The organism is Neisseria sp. HMSC31F04, assembly GCF_001807735.1.
GTDB lineage: Bacteria > Pseudomonadota > Gammaproteobacteria > Burkholderiales > Neisseriaceae > Neisseria > Neisseria elongata.
Window position 1 is genome coordinate 1 of the sequence record NZ_KV790794.1, and the last position, 16,086, is coordinate 16,086.

Consider the following 16,086-nt stretch of genomic DNA (forward strand, 5'->3'; position numbering starts at 1 on the left):
TGTCGAAGGAAGGGCTTTTTTGCAAAGATCTCGTGATGATCGTACCCGCTTTCCGTCCCGCCTCCGGTTTTCCCTTTTATCAGCGTAACGACGAACTCGCTCGTCTCGGCCGCTTTGCCGGAAATAAAGTCCGCGCCGTCAAACCGCATCACGTCTCCCGGTTTCAATTCGTGTTTCTCGCCGTCGTTCAATTCGAAAACCACGCGCCCCTTGCTCATGGTCAATAAAACATCGTGCCCCGGATGGTTGTGCCGATTCATTTCACTGCCGGCAGCCAGTTTTTTGCGGACCACGACATAATCGGGCGCATCGAAAACCTTGCCTTCGCCGGAAGCGATTTCGGCGGCGGATGCCGATGCCGCAGCGGCGGCAAGCAGCAGGGCGGTCAGATATTTGGGTGTTTTCATTGTCTTTGCTTTCACTATGGATGATGGGTTTAAAATATTAACATATTTGATTTTCGTTCTCAAAATTCTATCAAGAGCGTTCGTCAAGGCCGTCTGAAAAGGCCGAACCCGGCTTTCAGACGGCCTTTTTGCGGCATTTTTGCCTGTCAGCAAAGCAAAAAGGGCGCGGGGGCTATTGCTAAGCGGGGGATAACCCGCTAGCATTGCACGACTGCGAAAACAAAAAACTAATGGTGAATTATGCCGAGTGCAATCATTGTTGAAGATGAAGTTTTGGCGGCCGAGCGGCTGCGTGTTTTGCTTGAAGAATGCAATGTCGTGTTGCTGAAAGTGTTCCATCATGCCAAAGCGGCTTTGGAATGGCTGAGCGTACACGAAGTCGATATCGTCTTTACCGACATCAATATGCCCGAAATCAACGGCTTGGAGTTTGTCGAACGGATCAAACGGATTGCCAAGAAACAGCCGCATGTGATTTTTACCACGGCTTACGAAGAGCACGCCTTGCGCGCGTTCGAGCTGGCGGCGGAGGATTACCTGCTCAAGCCGATTAAAATCGCCCGCCTGCAGTCTGCACTCGCCCGCGTTCAGGACAACATTGAAGAAAGTGCCGACGAATTCAAAAACTTCCAAGTGTTTACCCGCGAGCGCATGTTGGAAATCCCTTGGCAGCAGGCGCGCTACCTGCAGGCCGACCAGAAAACCGTGTTTCTGATTACCGGCGACGGTGCGAAATACGAACTGCCGAAAACGCTGGTGTACTGGGAAGAATTGCTGGGTGAGAAAGTCATCCGCGTCCACCGCAACGCGCTGGTGATGCGCCATACGCTGGACAGCCTGATCCGCCTCGACGGCGACGATGACGACAGCAACGCCAGCTGGGGCGCGAAAGTGTTGGATGTGGAAGAAGTCCTGCCCGTCAGCCGCCGCCAGCTTTCCGCCATCCGCCGCATCCTGCGCGAAGGGGCGTAATATCCGATACCGAAACCCTGCCGTTTAAGCGGCAGGGTTATTTTATGCGTGTAGCGTTATGCCGTTTGAGGTTTCAGACGGCCTCTGCTATGCGGCAGGCGCGCGGCAACCTCGTCCGCTATTATTGTTTGGGAAACGGCCGTCTTGATTCCTACGACATCGAAACACTGGAAATCGAATATTTCGACGCTGAAGAGGCCGTCTGAAAAACATACTCCCGAATAAAGCCGTATCCGCAGAGGCCGTCTGAAAGCTACAATAACGCTTTTTCAGACGGCCTTCGAACATGACACCGCTTTCCCTGCTGTACCGCGCCCTTTGGCAAATCGCCCCGCCGCTTATCCGCCGCTACCTCCGCCGCCGCGCCGTCAAAACCCCCGCCTATCTCGACTATTGGGACGAACGCTTCGGCCGTCCGCATCCCGCGCCGCTGCAAAACGCCATCTGGCTGCACGCCGTATCCGTGGGCGAAACGCGCGCCGCCGAACCGCTCGTCCGCAGCCTGCGCCGCCGCTTTCCCGACGCGCCGCTGCTGATTACCCAAATGACGCCGACGGGGCGCGAAACGGCGGAAAAACTGTTTCCCGACGCGCAATGCCGCTACCTTCCCTACGACCGTCCCGATTATGTGGCGCAGTTTCTCGACGAACACCGCCCGCGCTTCGGCATCCTGATGGAAACTGAAATTTGGCCGCACCTCATGGCCGCCTGCCGCGAACGGAACCTTCCCTTATTTCTCGCCAACGCCCGTCTGTCGGAAAAATCGCAGCGCGGCTACCTCAAGGCCGCTTCCCTTATCCGCCCGGCCCTGGCCGCCTTAAAAGGCTGCTATGTCCAAACCGAAGCCGATGCAGGCCGTCTGAAAAGCTTGGGCGCGGCCAACCCGAAAGTGTGCGGCAACACCAAATACGACATTTCCCCGCCGCCCGAACAGCTGGAGAAAGCCGCCGACTTCAAACGCAAAATAGGCGGCAGGCCGACGGCGGTATGCGGCAGCACCCGCTTTTACCGCGACCAAGACGAAGCAGAACTGCTGCTGCGGGCTTGGCAGTCCTACCGCGGCGATGCCCTGCTGGTGATTGTGCCGCGCCATCCCGAACGCTTCGAAGCCGTTTTTCAGACGGCCTTAACGCTGGGTTTCCGTGCGCAGAAACGCAGTGACGGCCAAGCGGTGGCCGCCGATACGCAGGTTTGGATAGGCGACAGCATGGGCGAGCTTTATGCCTATTACGCCGCCGCCGATGCCGCCTTTGTCGGCGGCAGCCTGGTGGACAGTGGCTGTCAGAACATCATCGAACCGATTGTCTGCGGCCTGCCGACCGTGTTCGGTTTTTCCACCTACAATTTCGAACAAGCCTGCCGCAGCGCAACCGAGGCGGGCGCGGCCGTTCAGGTGCGCGATGCCGACGAATGGCGCAAGATAACCGAACAATGGCTTTCGGACGAGCGGCTGCGCCGGCAGGTATCGGACTGCGCGGAAGGTTTTATCCGCCGCCACCGTGGGGCAAGCGAAACCATCGCCTCACTGATTGTGGAGGCCGTCTGAAAAAATAGCCAATGAAAGAAAGACGCTCCGTATTGCCATCAGCTGAAGCAAGCCTGCCGCGCAGGCGGGAGTTTGACTGTGCGACAGATTCTAAGCGTTTCTGAAAACCCGATGCCTGGATTCCCGCCTGCGCGGGAATGACGAATTCTGCCGTGGGCGGTGTGAGCGGCGCGTTCGTGTTTGGATTTCCGCTTGCGCGGGAATGACGAAGCAAACCGGCGCAGGCAGATGGCGGCAAGTGGCCAATGCCGTATTGATTACTCGTGTGTTGGTCATAGTGCCCCGCTGATTGCGGAGGCCGTCTGAAAAGATAATCCATCGGATAAGGATGCTCCGTATCGCCATCAGCTGACGCAAGCCCGCCGCGCAGACGGGAGTTTGGAAGTTTGGCTGTGCGACAGATTCTAAGTGTTTCTGAAAATCCGATGCCTGGATTCCCGCCTGCGCGGGAATGACGAATTTTGCCGTGGGCGGTGTAAGCGGTGCGTTCGTGTTTGGATTTCCGCCTGCGCGGATTGGTTTCTAATCCTGCTGTCTTGCAGTCAAAACGCCCGCCGTATATTACGGCGGGCGTTTGGTTTTTTCAGACGGCCTCTTTTGGCCAAGGATGGTCGGTGCAGGTTAATCGAGGCGGTAAAACTCGTCCGCGCCCAGCGGTTCGCGTTCCAGCAGGGCGGCGAAGGCGGCGGTGTCGGCGCAGGAGCCTTGTTGCAGCAGGGTGATGCTGTCGGGGCTGAGGAAACCGTCACTCAACAGGTTGGTCAGCGGCAACATCGGGCGCAGGAGGGTGAGCGGGATGGAGGCGGTTTGAAACGGCGGTTTGCGGTGCACGGTTTGGCGCAATAGGTTGAGGTAGTCGGCCAGCGTCAGTTTCAGACGGCCTGTCATGTGGATGACGCTGCCGTGCACCGACGGGGCGTTCAGGAGGCGGGCAAGGCCGTCGGCCACGTCTTCGGCATGCACGGGTTGGAGGTCGAAACGGCCGCCGTCCGGCAGGGGCAGGACGGGTAGGCGCGCCAGTTTGAGGAAGACTTCGCAGCTGCCGCCGCCGCGCCCGTATACCACGGAAGGGCGTGCCAAGACGGTGTGCGGGCCGTTTTCGCAGACGGCTTCGTCGCCGCGCCCTTTGCTGCCGACGAAGGCGACAGGATGTGCGGGGTCTGCGCCGAGGGCGGAGAGTTGCAGCCAGCGGGATACGCCCGCTTCCCGCGCCCATGCCGCCAGTTTGGCGGGGGTGCGGTGGTGGACGGTTTCGAGCAGGTCGCGGCGGCGGCTCATGATGCCGACGCAGTTGGCGACGGCATCGCAGCCTTCCAGCAGCGGCATGGCGGCGGATGCTTCGGGGTTCAGCAGGTCGAGTTCGAGGCGCGACGGGGTGCGGACTTGGTGTCCGGCTTCGCGCAGGCGGCGGGCAAGGCGGCTGCCGATAAAGCCGCTACCGCCGAGCAGCAGGATGTTCATGGTGTTTTCCTTGTTTTCTTTGTCGTCGGGCAGGGGGTGCTTGAGGCCGTCTGAAAGCTTGAATGTGCGGCCGGCGTGTGTTTGGGCATTCGATATTCCGTTGGCCGGCGGTTTGGAAACGGACGGTTGTCTGTGTTGCCCGTTTCGGTTGTGAAACCGCAGTCCGGCTTTGTTTTCCTGTTTTCAGACGGCCTCCGTGCCGGAAGGGGAGGCCGTCTGAAAGGGTTTTAGGTGTGCAGCAGGCGTTTGAGCGGGCAGGGTTGTTTTTTCGGCTGCGGCAGGACGCGGTGCGCGCTCCATTCCGGCGCGGCGGCATCGAGGCGGCGGGCGAGTTCGGGCAGGTGGTTGGAGGGGACGGCGGCAAACAGGTGGTGTTCCATGTGGTAGAGCAGGTAAACGGTGGCGAAGTTTGCCCAGGCCTGCCGTTCGGTGCGGGCGTATACGCCGTGCGTGTCGCAGTCGTGGTGTACCGACCAGACGGCGAAGAAGCCGACCAATGCGTTGGCCGCTATCATGGCGGCGGTGTGGTAAAGCAGTACGGGGTGCCGCGTGATAAGGGCGGCGGTGATAAAGGCGGCAATCAGGAGCATGTCGAGGCGGCTGCGGCTTCGGGTAGTGCAGCTGCCGTGCATCAGCCCCTGCCATTGGATGCGCACGGAAAACAGGCCGCCGAACAGGATGGCTTTCCAGGCGGGCAGGCGTGCCCAGTTGCCTTCCACGTCTCCTTCGCCCAGCGGGTCGCGGTGGTGTTGCAGGTGGGTGTGGCGGATGGCGTGGGTGCTGCACAGCATGGCGATGCTCAGCAGGTGCAGCATGATGCGTACGCCCGGACGGTTCAGGCCGATGCTGTGGTGGTAGCAGTCGTGCGCCTGCCGCAGGGCGCAGGTGAAGAAGAAAAACGACATGACGAGTGCGGCAAGGTATTGCCCGTATGCCGCAAACAGCCAGGATGCGGCCAAGAACGGCAGGGAGAGCAAAACGTTGAAGGCAATCTGGCGGCGGTTTAAGTGCAGCAGGTCGCGCCATTCGATTTGGGGTTTTTCGGTCGGTTTCATTTTTGCTGTTCCAGTTCGCCGATGCGGTATCCGGCGGGTATTGAGGGTTCTTTTTTCTGCAACAGGCGGATTTGCTGCCGGATTTGGTAGGCCAGCACCAAAAGCAGGATGACGCCGCCCAAGATGGCGCAGCGCATGGCGATAAGCAGGTTGGCGGCCGCGCTGAGTTCGAAATCCGGTGCGAACGCCAGGACGCACAGGAGCGGGATGAAGACGGTCAGCCCGGCGTAGAGCCGCTGCCAGAACAGGCCGCTTATTTCTTTGACGTTTTCGCGTTCGTCGTTGCAGAGGGAGGCCAGGACGTGCTTGAGCTGCGGGCCGACAATCAGCCAGCAGGTCAGGCTGGTGAGGAGGGAGACGGCGACCGTCATAACAACAATCATCAGGTTTTCCATGGTGTTTCCTTTCGTTGTTCCGGCGGGTTAGTAAGTCAGCAGCAGGCGGCGGGCGGTTTCGTTTTGTTTCCGGCAGTAGGCGGCCATTTCCTGCGGTTTGCCTTCGAGGGCACGTACGGTTTTTGCACGGGAGCCGACGAACTTGAACAGTTCTTTTTCGATTCGGGCGGCTTGTGCGGCATCGCCGCCGGCCATGCGGTTTTCGCATTCTTGAACCCGGTGCAGGTGCGCGGTCATTTTTTCCGGCGGCAGGGCGGCATCTTGGCTGTCGGGCGGGCAAGGCATGGTGAAGACGGCGATTTCCATGTTGTCGCGGAAGACGCGGCGGCATTGGGACAGTCCGCCGTCGTCGGCGGCAAAGGCGGCGCAAGGCAACAGCAGCAGGGGGAGTAACAGTTTTTTCATTTCGGGTTCCTTTCTAAAGGTTTGATGCGGCATACGCCGTTTTCGCATTGCGGACGGGGCAGGAGCCACGCCGGGAAGCGGTAGCGGTTGCGGGCGAACCAAGGGTAAATCAGATCGGCGAGGCGGTCGAGCAGCGGCAGGTTGGCCAGTTTGACGAGGGCAAAGCCTTTAAATCCGCGGTACATCAGCCGAACGGCCGGCATTTTGCCCAGCATGACGCCGTCGTTGCGCAATATGTGCAGGTAGGTCAGCGCATCTTCGGCGGTAATGCCGTATTGTTTCAATATTTCTTCGTTGCCCTGAATGGCGACGGCTTTGAAATATTCCGCGCGGTTGTCTTCCAAAATCAGGGCGATTTCACGGATGCAGATCGGGCATTCGGCATCGTAGAAAATTGTGTGCTTGTCCATGGCGTTACTCTATAAATCGGTTCGGGTTTACAGCCGGGTTTCAGACGGCCTCAGGCGGGTTTGAGCACCATCAGGAAGTAGATGACGACTGTGGCGCAGAAGGCAGGATAACCCAACAGTTCCCAAATCCGCGCATAACGCCAGTATTTTTGCGGCAGGCTGTTTTTTCCCGCTTCGTGTGCGGCCTGCGCCATTTTCGCCAGACGGATTTGCAGCCAGACCACGGGCAGCCAGCAGATGCCGCTCAAGACATACAGGCCGATGGTCCAGGCTATCCATTTTGTGTCGAAGGATAAGTTGGCCTGCGACATCATCCACCAGCCCGACAGCGGTTGGAAAATCACGGCGGGCGTGGTGAACCACCAGTCGGCCTTGATGACCCATTTCGACACCACCGCCTGCGCTGGCACGGAGCCGCTGCGGTTGGCCCAGAAGAGGTAGAACGCCGTGCCGAAGCCGGTGCCGACCATCAGCGTGGCCGAAAGGATGTGCAGGGTTTTTACAATCAGATAGGTGTTCATGATGTCGTTCCTCGAATAAACGCGGTTTCACTTTTTCAGATGGCCTTCATGCCACAGGAAGGCCAGCAGTGCCAAAATCGGCAGGTTCTTGACCAACGGTGCGAACGGGTGCAGCCACATTTGCGGCAGGGCGAACGCGATAATCAGGCTGTATGCCGCCACCGTTGCCGCTTGTACCGCCCAAAGTACGGGCAGGCGGCGCGCGCGGCTGAAACACAGCAGGCCGAAGACGATGTCGAGCAGCGATGAAGCCAGCAGCAGCGGCCATTGGAAGGCCGTCTGAAAACCGACTTCGGCCAAGAGGGAAAGCGATTCCTGCGGCGCGGTCAAAACCGGTTGCAGCCCGCTCCACAGCCACAGGATGCCGAGGGAGTAGGGCAGGTAGTCAGGTATTCTGCGTTGCTGTTCCATTTTTAAAATTCCTAAATTTCTGTCTGGACAGAAATTTTAAGCCAAAAAATTTTTGCCGGGCGGCGGTTTGCCGAAACAACGGATACGGCAGTTTTATTCAACTTTTATTCAATGCTGTTTCAGTATTTATATTGCAGCATTTCCTATTCAAGCCGTTTTCAGACGGCCTGGATGTTTGGAATGGCTGTATTGTATTTTTAGTCTATAATTTCTGTCAATACAGAAATAAAAATAAATTTGAAGCCGGTGGAAGTAAAATCGATATTACTGTTTGTTAAAAACGGTAGTTTTATGAGAAAATGAAAGAGAATAATTATTTTTTAACAGGCCGTCTGAAAGTGCCGATAAGTTTTCAGACGGCCTTTTGACAGACAGATATTTTTTATCTTTTTTTGGGAGTGATGTTTGATGAAATTCCGTTCCGTTTTCATGACTTTATCTTGCGCATTTGCTTTGGCCGCCTGCGGCGGTCAGGACGGTTCCGCTTCGGTGCAGGCCGGTTCCGCCGCAGCCGAAGTGCCGGCCGGCTCGGTTAAAGTCCAAACCGCGCACGGCGAAGCAGTTGTGCCGCAAAATCCCGAACGTGTGGCGGTTTATGATTTGGGCGCGGTCGATACGCTGAGCAAATTGGGCGTGAAAATCGGCGCGTCGGTGGATGCGCAGAGGTTGGCCTATTTGGATGCGCCGCTAAAAGACGCGGTGAAGGCGGGCACGCTGTTCGAGCCGAACTATGAAGCCTTGAATGCCTATAACCCGCAGTTGATCGTTATTGGCAGCCGTATGGCTAAAGACAAGGTGTCCGACGAATTGGCCAAGCTTGCGCCGACCATCGATATGACGGCTCAAACGGACAATATGAAGGAGAGCGCGAAGGCGCGCATTGATGCTTACGGCAGGATTTTCGGCAAGCAGGCCGAAGCGGATGCTTTGAAGGCGGAAATCGATAAGACGTTTGCCGATGCGAAGGCCGCCGCGCAGGGTAAGGGAAAAGGGCTGGTGATTTTGGTGAACGCGGGCAAGTTGTCGGCCTTCGGCCCCGATTCGCGTTTGGGCGGTTGGATACACCGCGATATCGGCGTGCCTGCGGCGGACGAGGCGATTAAGGAAGGTTCGCACGGACAACCGGTTTCTTTTGAATATATCAAGGAGAAAAATCCCGACTGGCTGTTCGTCCTCGACCGCAGTGCGGCGATAGGCGAAGAAGGGCAGGCGGCGCGCGAAGTGTTGAATAATCCGCTGGTGGCGCAGAGTACGGCCTGGAAAAAAGGGCAGGTGGTGTATCTGCCGCCGGAAACTTATTTGGCCGCAGGCGGTGCGCAGGAGCTGCTGAATGCGGGTAATTTGTTGAAGGATGCTTTTTCTCAGGCGAAATAGGCGTTCAATTTTTTCAGACGGCCTTGATGCGCGGGATGCCGCCATGAGGCCGTCTGAAAGTTTGTGCGGGCTGTACGCGGATGTTGTGTGGCAATGTGATGCGATATTCCGACACGCGGGGCTGCGTATAAAGCCAGACGGGTGTGCCGCCCTCAACGGCGGGGCTTCAACCATTTAAGGAAATAATGATGAAACGACAGGCATTGGTGTTCAATCTGGCCAATCTGTTGATATTGCTGCCGCTGTTTGCATTGAGTTTGTCGGTCGGGGTGGCGGAATTCCATTGGTCGCGGATTTTTTCTTCGGCCGACAGTATGCAGTTGATGCTGATCAGCCGCCTGCCGCGCACCTTCGCCGTGGTGTTGAGCGGTGCGTCGCTGGCGGTGGCGGGCATGATTATGCAGATTTTGATGAAAAACCGCTTTGTCGAGCCTTCGATGGTGGGGGCGAGCCAGAGTGCGGCCTTGGCCTTGCTGCTGATGATGCTGTTTGCGCCGTCCGTTGCGCCGCTGTTGAGGATGTCGGTCGGCGCGGCGGCGGCGATGGCGGGGATGCTGCTGTTTATGGCGTTGATTTCGCGCCTGCCGCCGACGGCGCAGTTGATGGTGCCACTGGTGGGGGTGATTTTCGGCGGTGTGATTGAGTCGGTTACGTTGTTTATCGCTTATGAGCAGGAGATGATGCAGGCTTTGGGTGCACTGTTGTCGGGCGATTTCTCCAATATGATGCAGGGACGTTACGAGCTGCTGTGGATAGGCGGCGCGGCGGCGGCATGCGCTTATCTGATTGCCGACCAATTGACGATTGCGGGGCTGGGCGATTCGGTCAGCGTCAATCTCGGCCTGAACCGCACGGCGGTTTTGTGGTCGGGGCTGATGATTGTGTCGCTGATTACTTCGCTGGTGGTGGTTACGGTGGGCAGCATTCCGTTTATCGGGCTGGTCGTGCCCAATATCGTCAGCCGCCTGATGGGCGACAAGCTGCGTGCGAGCCTGCCGGCGGTCGCGCTGATGGGGGCTTCGCTGGTGTTGGCCTGCGATATCGTCGGCCGGACGATACGCGCGCCGTTCGAGATTCCCGTATCCACTGTGTTCGGCGTGGTGGGGACGGTGTTGTTTTTGTACCTGCTGATGCGCAAACCCGCGCACGCCGTCTGAAAAAGGGAGGTGCCGAATGTCGAAGGAAAAAACGGCCGCATTGTCCGGCCTGTACCGCCCGCTGTGGCCGGCTTTGGTCCTGCTGGCCGCATCCTGCGTGCTGTTTATGACGTTGGGTGCTAACGGGCATTGGGATTTCGTCTTGCCAAGGCGGGGGATGGTGCTGGCCTCGCTGCTGCTGGTGGCGTATTCGGTGGGCGTTTCGACCCTGCTGTTCCAAACGCTGACCAACAATCCGATTCTCACGCCGTCGGTGCTGGGTTTCGATTCGCTATATGTGTTTTTGCAGACGCTGCTGGTGGCGGTGTTGGGCGGCATCGGCTATTCGACCCTGCCGCAGACGGGCAAGTTCGCCTTCGAACTGGCGGCGATGGTCGGCGGTTCGCTGCTGCTGTTCCAAACGCTGATGCGGCAGGGCGGGCGCGATTTGGCGCGGATGATTTTAATCGGCGTGGTGTTCGGCATTTTGTTCCGCAGCCTGTCGTCGTTGCTGCAAAGGCTGCTCGACCCCGAAGAGTTTGCCGTGGCGCAGTCGAGCACTTTTGCTTCGTTCAATACAGTGAACGCCAAGCTGCTGGGGGTATCGGCCGTTATCGCGCTGGTGTCGGCCTTCTTCCTATGGCGCGAACGGTATAAGCTGGACGTGCTGCTGCTGGGGCGCGATCAGGCGGTGAATCTCGGCCTGAATTACCGGCGCGATATGTTGTGGATTCTATTCTGGATTGCGGTTTTGACGGCCACGGCCACGGCCTTGGTCGGACCCGTGAGCTTTTTCGGCCTGCTGGTGGTTGCCTTGTCCGACCGCTTTTGCGGCAGTATCCGCCATAGCCTGCGCCTGCCGATGGCCTTTCTCACCGCATCGGTGCTGCTGGTGGGCGGGCAGACCGTGTTCGAACACCTTTTGGGCATGAAGGCCGTGTTGAGCGTGGTCATCGAATTTGCCGGCGGACTGGTGTTTTTATGGCTGGTGCTGCGAAAGCCGAAGTAGTTTTTTCAGACGGCCTTTTTGCGTTGTAAGGCCGTCTGAAAAACAATCCCAAAACAACCGAAAAAAACAAGAGAATAATACAATGATTTCCATCCAAAACGTCAGCCACGGCATAGGCGGGCAAACCATATTGGACAACGTTAGCCTCGACATTCCGCAAGGCGGCATCACCGCACTGATTGGCCCCAACGGCGCGGGCAAATCCACCCTTTTGTCGTTCATGGCGCGGCTTCAGCCGCTCAAACACGGCAAAATCACCTGCGGCGGGCTGGACGTAACGGCCACCCCGACCGCCGAATTGGCCAAAACACTCTCCATCCTGACACAGGAAAACAACATCGTCAGCCGCATCAGCGTGCGCGACCTGCTCATGTTCGGCCGTTATCCCTACCATCAGGGCAGGCCGTCTGAAAACGACAAAGCCATCGTTGAAAACGCATTGGCGTCTTTCCAGCTTCAGGCGTTTGCCGAACGCTACCTGACTGAGCTGTCGGGCGGACAGCGGCAGCGGGCGATGATAGCCATGGTGTTCTGCCAGCAGACCGATTACGTTTTACTGGACGAGCCGCTCAACAACTTAGACATGTATTACGCCCGCAACCTGATGCAGCTTTTGCGCCGCCTGACCGACGAACACAGCCGCACCACCGTCGTCGTCCTGCACGACATCAACCAGGCCGCCGCCTATGCTGACCACGTCGTCGCCATGAAGGGCGGGCGCGTCGCCATGACCGGCCACCCCAACGACGTCTTCACCGCAGCCAACATCCGCGAACTGTTCGACATGGACGTGGACGTATTGGACTACAAAGGCCGGAAACTCGTCGTGCACCACGTCTGACGGCGCACGGCGATGTATTGGGAGGCCGTCTGAAACCCTTTTCAGACGGCCTCATGCTACAATCCGCCGCTTCGACGATTTATTTGAGACGCATAACGATTATGGCGCAAAACATACAGGCAGCCCTGCAACAGCTCAACACCCTAATCCTGGGCAAAGAAGACGTACTCAAACAACTGCTGGCCTGCATTTTGGCCGACGGCCACGTTTTATTGGAAGACGTGCCGGGCGTCGGCAAAACCACGCTGGCGCACGGTGTGGCGGCGGTGCTCGGCCTGGACTACCGCCGCGTGCAGTTCACCAACGACATGCTGCCTTCCGACCTCTTGGGCATTAACATCTACCGCCCGAACGAAGGCAAATTCGAATTCCACCCCGGCCCCGTGTTCCACTCCTTCCTGCTGGCCGACGAAATCAACCGCGCCTCGCCCAAACTGCAATCCGCCCTGCTCGAAGCCATGGAGGAAAAGCAGGTTTCGGTGGACGGCCGGACCTACCGCCTTCCCAAGCCCTTCATTGTCGTGGCGACGCAAAACCCGACCGAACAGCTCGGCACTTTCCCGCTGCCCGAATCCCAGCTCGACCGTTTCATGATGCGTTTGAGTATGGGCTATCCTGCTGCCGAAGCGGAAAAAATGCTCTATTTCCACGGCGACCGCCGCCGCGTGCTGCCGAAAATACAGCCGGTCTGCAATGCCGAAACCCTGACGGCCTGGCAGCAGCAGGCGGCACAGATGAAGTTTGCCCAAGCCGCCGCCGATTATGTGTTCCGGCTGGTGCAGGCCACCCGCCAGCCCGGCCTGTTCGTTACCGGCCTCAGCCCGCGTGCGGGACTGGCCGTCGTCAATGCCGCCAAAGCATGGGCGTTCATGCACGGACGCGGCCATGTGCTGCCGGACGACATTAAGGCCGTTTGGATTTCCGTGACCAACCACCGCCTGCGTCCGCTGCAACAGGGCGGCAGCAGTACGCAGCTGCTCAACGGCATCCTCAATCATGTGGCCGTTCAGTAAATCCCTGCCCGTGCCGTCCGTCGGACGTTCGCCCGCCTTGTCCTCCATCCGCTGCCGCCCGACGCGCTTGGGTGCGGGGATGGCGGTCGTCGTGGTTTTGCTGTGGCTGGTCGGCGTCAATTACCAAGTCAATCTGGCCTCTGCCGCCGCCTTTTGGCTTTTGGGTTTCCTTATCGTAGGCGTGCTGCTGACCCTGCGCCAGCTTTTGTCCTTGCAAATCGACGTTGAAATGCCTAAAGAAGTGTTTGCCGGACAAGAGGCCGCACTGCACCTTCGCGCCGTGAACAACCGCAGGCAGCGGCAATTGTGGCTGTGCAGCGAAGATGATTTTCTAAACGGCGATAGGCCGTCTGAAAACCTGTGGCAGGCTTGGACGGTGGATGCGGCGGGAGAGAAAGAGTTCGTTTGGCGCGTTCCCGCACGCCTGCGCGGACGGTTGCGCGTGCCGCCGCTGCGTACCGCTTCAGTTGCACCGTTCGGCCTGATTGCCGCCCAATGCGTCTGGCACTGGCCGAGCGATGCGCTGGTGTATCCTGCGCCGATAGCGCATACGCCGCCGCAGGCAAGGCCGAAGGCGGACGTTCAGGCGGCCGAACGCCGTTTGAAACCCGGCGGCGACGAATTGGCCTACCTTCAAGTGCATCAGGACGGCATGCCGCTGCAGCATGTGGCATGGAAAACTTATGCCAAAACAGGCGAAATGATGTCAAAACGCTTTGAAGAACTGCAGGCAGTGGCCGACGACCGTATCATTTCCTACCGGGATTATCCGGCGGGTACAGATAACGAACGGCTGGCAGGGCTGTTGTGCCGCCGCGTGCTCGATGCCGAACGGTTTGGTGCACCGTATGTATTGGAGCTGCCGCGCCGCACCATCGCGCCGCAAAACGGCCAGCGCGAAATGTGCCTTGCCGCATTGGCCCTGATGTAAAGACAAGAGGCCGTCTGAAACGGCCTTCCATATGGGCGCAATCTATTTTCACTGTGTGTGAGCCGCGCTTTCAGACGGCCTCAAACGCCACAAAACCTACAGAAACGTTTTTTCCCATGTTGATATTGAATCCCGCCTTTTTGGAACAGATACCGCCGCGCAAAGTGATTGCGGCGGTTTTGCTCGCATTGGTTTGGGCATCACTGCCGCTGCTGACGACGCTGCCTGCCGGCATCATTGCCGTGTTCGGCGGTATGTTGTTATTGCGCTTCGTGCTGCTGTATCTGCGTGTGGGCAAACTTCCGACCTGGTTTTTGATGATTTTGCTGGTGGCGGCAGGAGCGGTCGTGTGGCAGCAGTTGGGTACCGTCATCGGCCGCGAGGGTGGCATTTCTTTCCTGCTGCTGATGATTATGCTGAAGGCTTTTGAAGGCCGGGCGATGCGCGATTGGCAGGTGCTGCTGCTGTCCATGCTGTTTCTGGTCGGTTCGGCCGTGTTGTTCAATCAAAGCCTGCTGACCGGCGTATGGCTGCTGTTGGCCTTGTTGTCCGTCAGCCTGTGTTTCGCGCTGCTGTGCGGGCTGACGGTCGGTACGGCCGTGCGGCAAGGTTTGTTGGCTTTCGGCCTGACATTGCCGCTGATGGCTGTGTTGTTCGTCGTGATGCCGAGAAAAAGCGAGCCGTTGTGGCGCATACCGCAGCCAAAGCAGGAACAGGCGAAAACCGGCTTGTCCGATACGATGGAGCCGGGCAATATCGGCAGCTTGGTACAAAGCAACGAGTTAGTGGCCAACGTAACCTTCGACAACAATGTCCGTCCCCGTCCGGAACAGCTTTATTGGCGTGCGGTGGTGATGGCGGATTTTGACGGGAAAACATGGCGGGCGTTGCCTGTGGCGATTGATGATCCTACAGCAAATGTGCGTTCAGACGGCCTCAAGGTGTCTTATCAAATGATTTTGCGGGATCAGAACGGCATTATTCCCGTATTGGATTATCCGCTGGCTTCAAATAATCACCCGCCCGCCGTGTCCGTACGGTTGGGAAACGTTGTCCGTGTCCGCAGCAGGGAGGGTTTGAGGCGGGTCAGCCTGCAATCAAGTGCTTCCGATATGATGTCGCAAACGTTGAAGGAGTTTGAAAAACAGTATTATCTGCGCCTGCCGCCAAGCGGCAATTTCCGCACCCGCCAATTGGCGCAACTGCTGGCCGGAGAAAGTACATCCGCACGGCAGTTTGCCAATAAAGTCCTCAATTATTACCGCAGGCAAAAGTTCGCCTATACCTTGCAACCGCCCCTATACAACAATAACGACAGTATCGATGATTTCATGTTCGGCAGTAAACAGGGTTTTTGCGAACACTATGCCCAAAGTTTTGTCGTAATGATGCGCGCAGCAGGCATCCCGGCCCGTGTCGTCACCGGTTATCTCGGCGGCGACTATCAGGAGAACGGTAATTTTTGGCAAATCCGCAGCAAAGATGCCCATGCATGGGCAGAAATTTGGCTTGAAGAAGAGCAGGCGTGGCTGCGTATCGACCCCACGACTGCGGCGTCCGCACAACGCCAAAGCGGCGGGTTGAGCAATGCCTTGCCTGAAAACGAATGGCAATTGGTATCCGGTGGGAATAACGACCAAATTTGGAACCGATGGGCGGAGAGCGGGCAGTTCTATTGGCAGCAATGGGTTGTCAATTATGATGACAGTAGTCAAAACAACCTGTTTGCAAAAATAGGACTGGGAAAATTCAATTTTTCTACCGGTATCTTAGTAGGATTTGGAGGCATCCTGGTTGCTTTGTTACCTATTACTTGGTGGTGGCTGCGAGGCAGGAGGAAGGAGCAAGAACCGTTGGCAGAGGGCTTCCTATTATTGAAGAATGTGTTGCTTGGTTCGGAAGATGAAACCCTGCCATCCGTTACCGTTTCAGAACTGATCGAAATAATGAAGCAAAATAATGCAGAAGATACAGAAGTAACCCAGTTATTGCACCAATATGAAGAATGGCTGTTTGCTTCTGATACGTTGCCAAGTAAAGGAGAAGAAAGACGATGGTTGAATAAAGTAAAAAATGTTGCCCAGAAATATGCAGAATAAAAAATCAATTAAATGTTTATATAAAATAAGCTGATAAGCAATTTCCCATATTTTTCTTGCAATATTTGTTTGACAGTATTTTCGGATGTGCGTATAGTTC

At 57.4% G+C, this 16,086-nt stretch carries 18 protein-coding genes; 10 read left to right on the plus strand and 8 right to left on the minus strand.

The features are described 5' to 3' along the window. Window positions 1-407 (minus strand): cupin domain-containing protein (locus HMPREF3107_RS05030; protein WP_070454099.1); only part of this gene is annotated, 407 nt, incomplete at its 3' end. Between the two features lie 240 nt (window positions 408-647). Between HMPREF3107_RS05030 and HMPREF3107_RS05035 the strand changes: the two genes are divergently transcribed. The 3 genes from HMPREF3107_RS05035 (at window position 648) to waaA (ending at window position 2,925) form a co-directional block, all read left to right on the plus strand. Next, window positions 648-1,379 (plus strand): LytR/AlgR family response regulator transcription factor, encoded by a 732-nt coding sequence (locus HMPREF3107_RS05035; protein ID WP_070454100.1) that lies wholly within the window; start codon window positions 648-650, stop codon window positions 1,377-1,379. A gap of 44 nt (window positions 1,380-1,423) precedes the next feature. Then, on the plus strand, window positions 1,424-1,585 hold the full coding sequence (locus HMPREF3107_RS12090) for a hypothetical protein (protein ID WP_168160519.1): 162 nt from the start codon (window positions 1,424-1,426) through the stop codon (window positions 1,583-1,585). A gap of 80 nt (window positions 1,586-1,665) precedes the next feature. After that, window positions 1,666-2,925 carry a lipid IV(A) 3-deoxy-D-manno-octulosonic acid transferase gene (gene waaA / locus HMPREF3107_RS05040; RefSeq protein ID WP_070454101.1) on the plus strand — a complete coding sequence of 420 codons (1,260 nt, stop codon included), beginning with the start codon at window positions 1,666-1,668 and terminating at the stop codon, window positions 2,923-2,925. Window positions 2,926-3,546: 621 nt separating this feature from the next. On the opposite strand, the gene HMPREF3107_RS05045 is transcribed toward waaA, so the two are convergent. The 7 genes from HMPREF3107_RS05045 to HMPREF3107_RS05075 all read right to left on the minus strand — a co-directional run bounded on the left by HMPREF3107_RS05045 (window position 3,547) and on the right by HMPREF3107_RS05075 (window position 7,583). Further along, window positions 3,547-4,386 (minus strand): complex I NDUFA9 subunit family protein, encoded by an 840-nt coding sequence (locus tag HMPREF3107_RS05045; protein ID WP_070454102.1) that lies wholly within the window; start codon window positions 4,384-4,386, stop codon window positions 3,547-3,549. 227 nt (window positions 4,387-4,613) lie between these two features. Beyond that, a complete protein-coding gene (locus HMPREF3107_RS05050) occupies window positions 4,614-5,441 on the minus strand; it encodes a fatty acid desaturase family protein (protein ID WP_070454103.1) in 828 nt (275 codons plus the stop codon). Beyond that, complete coding sequence (locus HMPREF3107_RS05055) at window positions 5,438-5,836, minus strand: hypothetical protein (RefSeq protein ID WP_070454104.1); 399 nt, start codon at window positions 5,834-5,836, stop codon at window positions 5,438-5,440. Before HMPREF3107_RS05055 ends, HMPREF3107_RS05050 begins: the two co-directional genes overlap by 4 nt. Before the next feature lie 27 nt (window positions 5,837-5,863). Continuing rightward, window positions 5,864-6,241 (minus strand): hypothetical protein, encoded by a 378-nt coding sequence (locus HMPREF3107_RS05060; RefSeq protein ID WP_070454105.1) that lies wholly within the window; start codon window positions 6,239-6,241, stop codon window positions 5,864-5,866. Continuing rightward, window positions 6,238-6,651, minus strand: a complete 414-nt coding sequence (locus HMPREF3107_RS05065) for a thiol-disulfide oxidoreductase DCC family protein (RefSeq protein WP_070454106.1) — start codon at window positions 6,649-6,651, stop codon at window positions 6,238-6,240. Before HMPREF3107_RS05065 ends, HMPREF3107_RS05060 begins: the two co-directional genes overlap by 4 nt. 50 nt (window positions 6,652-6,701) lie before the next feature. Then, window positions 6,702-7,172, minus strand: a complete 471-nt coding sequence (locus HMPREF3107_RS05070) for a DUF2269 family protein (RefSeq protein ID WP_070454107.1) — start codon at window positions 7,170-7,172, stop codon at window positions 6,702-6,704. Between the two features lie 27 nt (window positions 7,173-7,199). Continuing rightward, complete coding sequence (locus HMPREF3107_RS05075) at window positions 7,200-7,583, minus strand: DoxX-like family protein (RefSeq protein ID WP_070454108.1); 384 nt, start codon at window positions 7,581-7,583, stop codon at window positions 7,200-7,202. Between the two features lie 408 nt (window positions 7,584-7,991). Here HMPREF3107_RS05075 and HMPREF3107_RS05080 point away from each other — a divergent pair, with 408 nt between their 5' ends. The 7 genes from HMPREF3107_RS05080 to HMPREF3107_RS05110 all read left to right on the plus strand — a co-directional run bounded on the left by HMPREF3107_RS05080 (window position 7,992) and on the right by HMPREF3107_RS05110 (window position 15,986). After that, window positions 7,992-8,957, plus strand: a complete 966-nt coding sequence (locus HMPREF3107_RS05080; RefSeq protein ID WP_070454109.1) for a siderophore ABC transporter substrate-binding protein — start codon at window positions 7,992-7,994, stop codon at window positions 8,955-8,957. A gap of 188 nt (window positions 8,958-9,145) precedes the next feature. After that, window positions 9,146-10,114, plus strand: a complete 969-nt coding sequence (locus tag HMPREF3107_RS05085) for an ABC transporter permease (RefSeq protein WP_003770798.1) — start codon at window positions 9,146-9,148, stop codon at window positions 10,112-10,114. A gap of 16 nt (window positions 10,115-10,130) precedes the next feature. Beyond that, the gene (locus HMPREF3107_RS05090) at window positions 10,131-11,102 is read left to right on the plus strand and encodes an iron chelate uptake ABC transporter family permease subunit (RefSeq protein WP_070454110.1); all 972 of its coding nucleotides are present in this window, start codon (window positions 10,131-10,133) and stop codon (window positions 11,100-11,102) included. An 82-nt stretch (window positions 11,103-11,184) separates the two neighbouring features. Beyond that, the gene (locus HMPREF3107_RS05095; RefSeq protein ID WP_003770802.1) at window positions 11,185-11,943 is read left to right on the plus strand and encodes an iron ABC transporter ATP-binding protein; all 759 of its coding nucleotides are present in this window, start codon (window positions 11,185-11,187) and stop codon (window positions 11,941-11,943) included. A 101-nt stretch (window positions 11,944-12,044) separates the two neighbouring features. Continuing rightward, window positions 12,045-12,956, plus strand: a complete 912-nt coding sequence (locus tag HMPREF3107_RS05100) for an AAA family ATPase (RefSeq protein ID WP_070454111.1) — start codon at window positions 12,045-12,047, stop codon at window positions 12,954-12,956. Beyond that, window positions 12,940-13,887 (plus strand): DUF58 domain-containing protein, encoded by a 948-nt coding sequence (locus tag HMPREF3107_RS05105; RefSeq protein WP_070454112.1) that lies wholly within the window; start codon window positions 12,940-12,942, stop codon window positions 13,885-13,887. Before HMPREF3107_RS05100 ends, HMPREF3107_RS05105 begins: the two co-directional genes overlap by 17 nt. A 116-nt stretch (window positions 13,888-14,003) precedes the next feature. Next, window positions 14,004-15,986, plus strand: a complete 1,983-nt coding sequence (locus HMPREF3107_RS05110) for a transglutaminaseTgpA domain-containing protein (RefSeq protein ID WP_070454113.1) — start codon at window positions 14,004-14,006, stop codon at window positions 15,984-15,986. Window positions 15,987-16,086 lie beyond the last annotated feature (100 nt).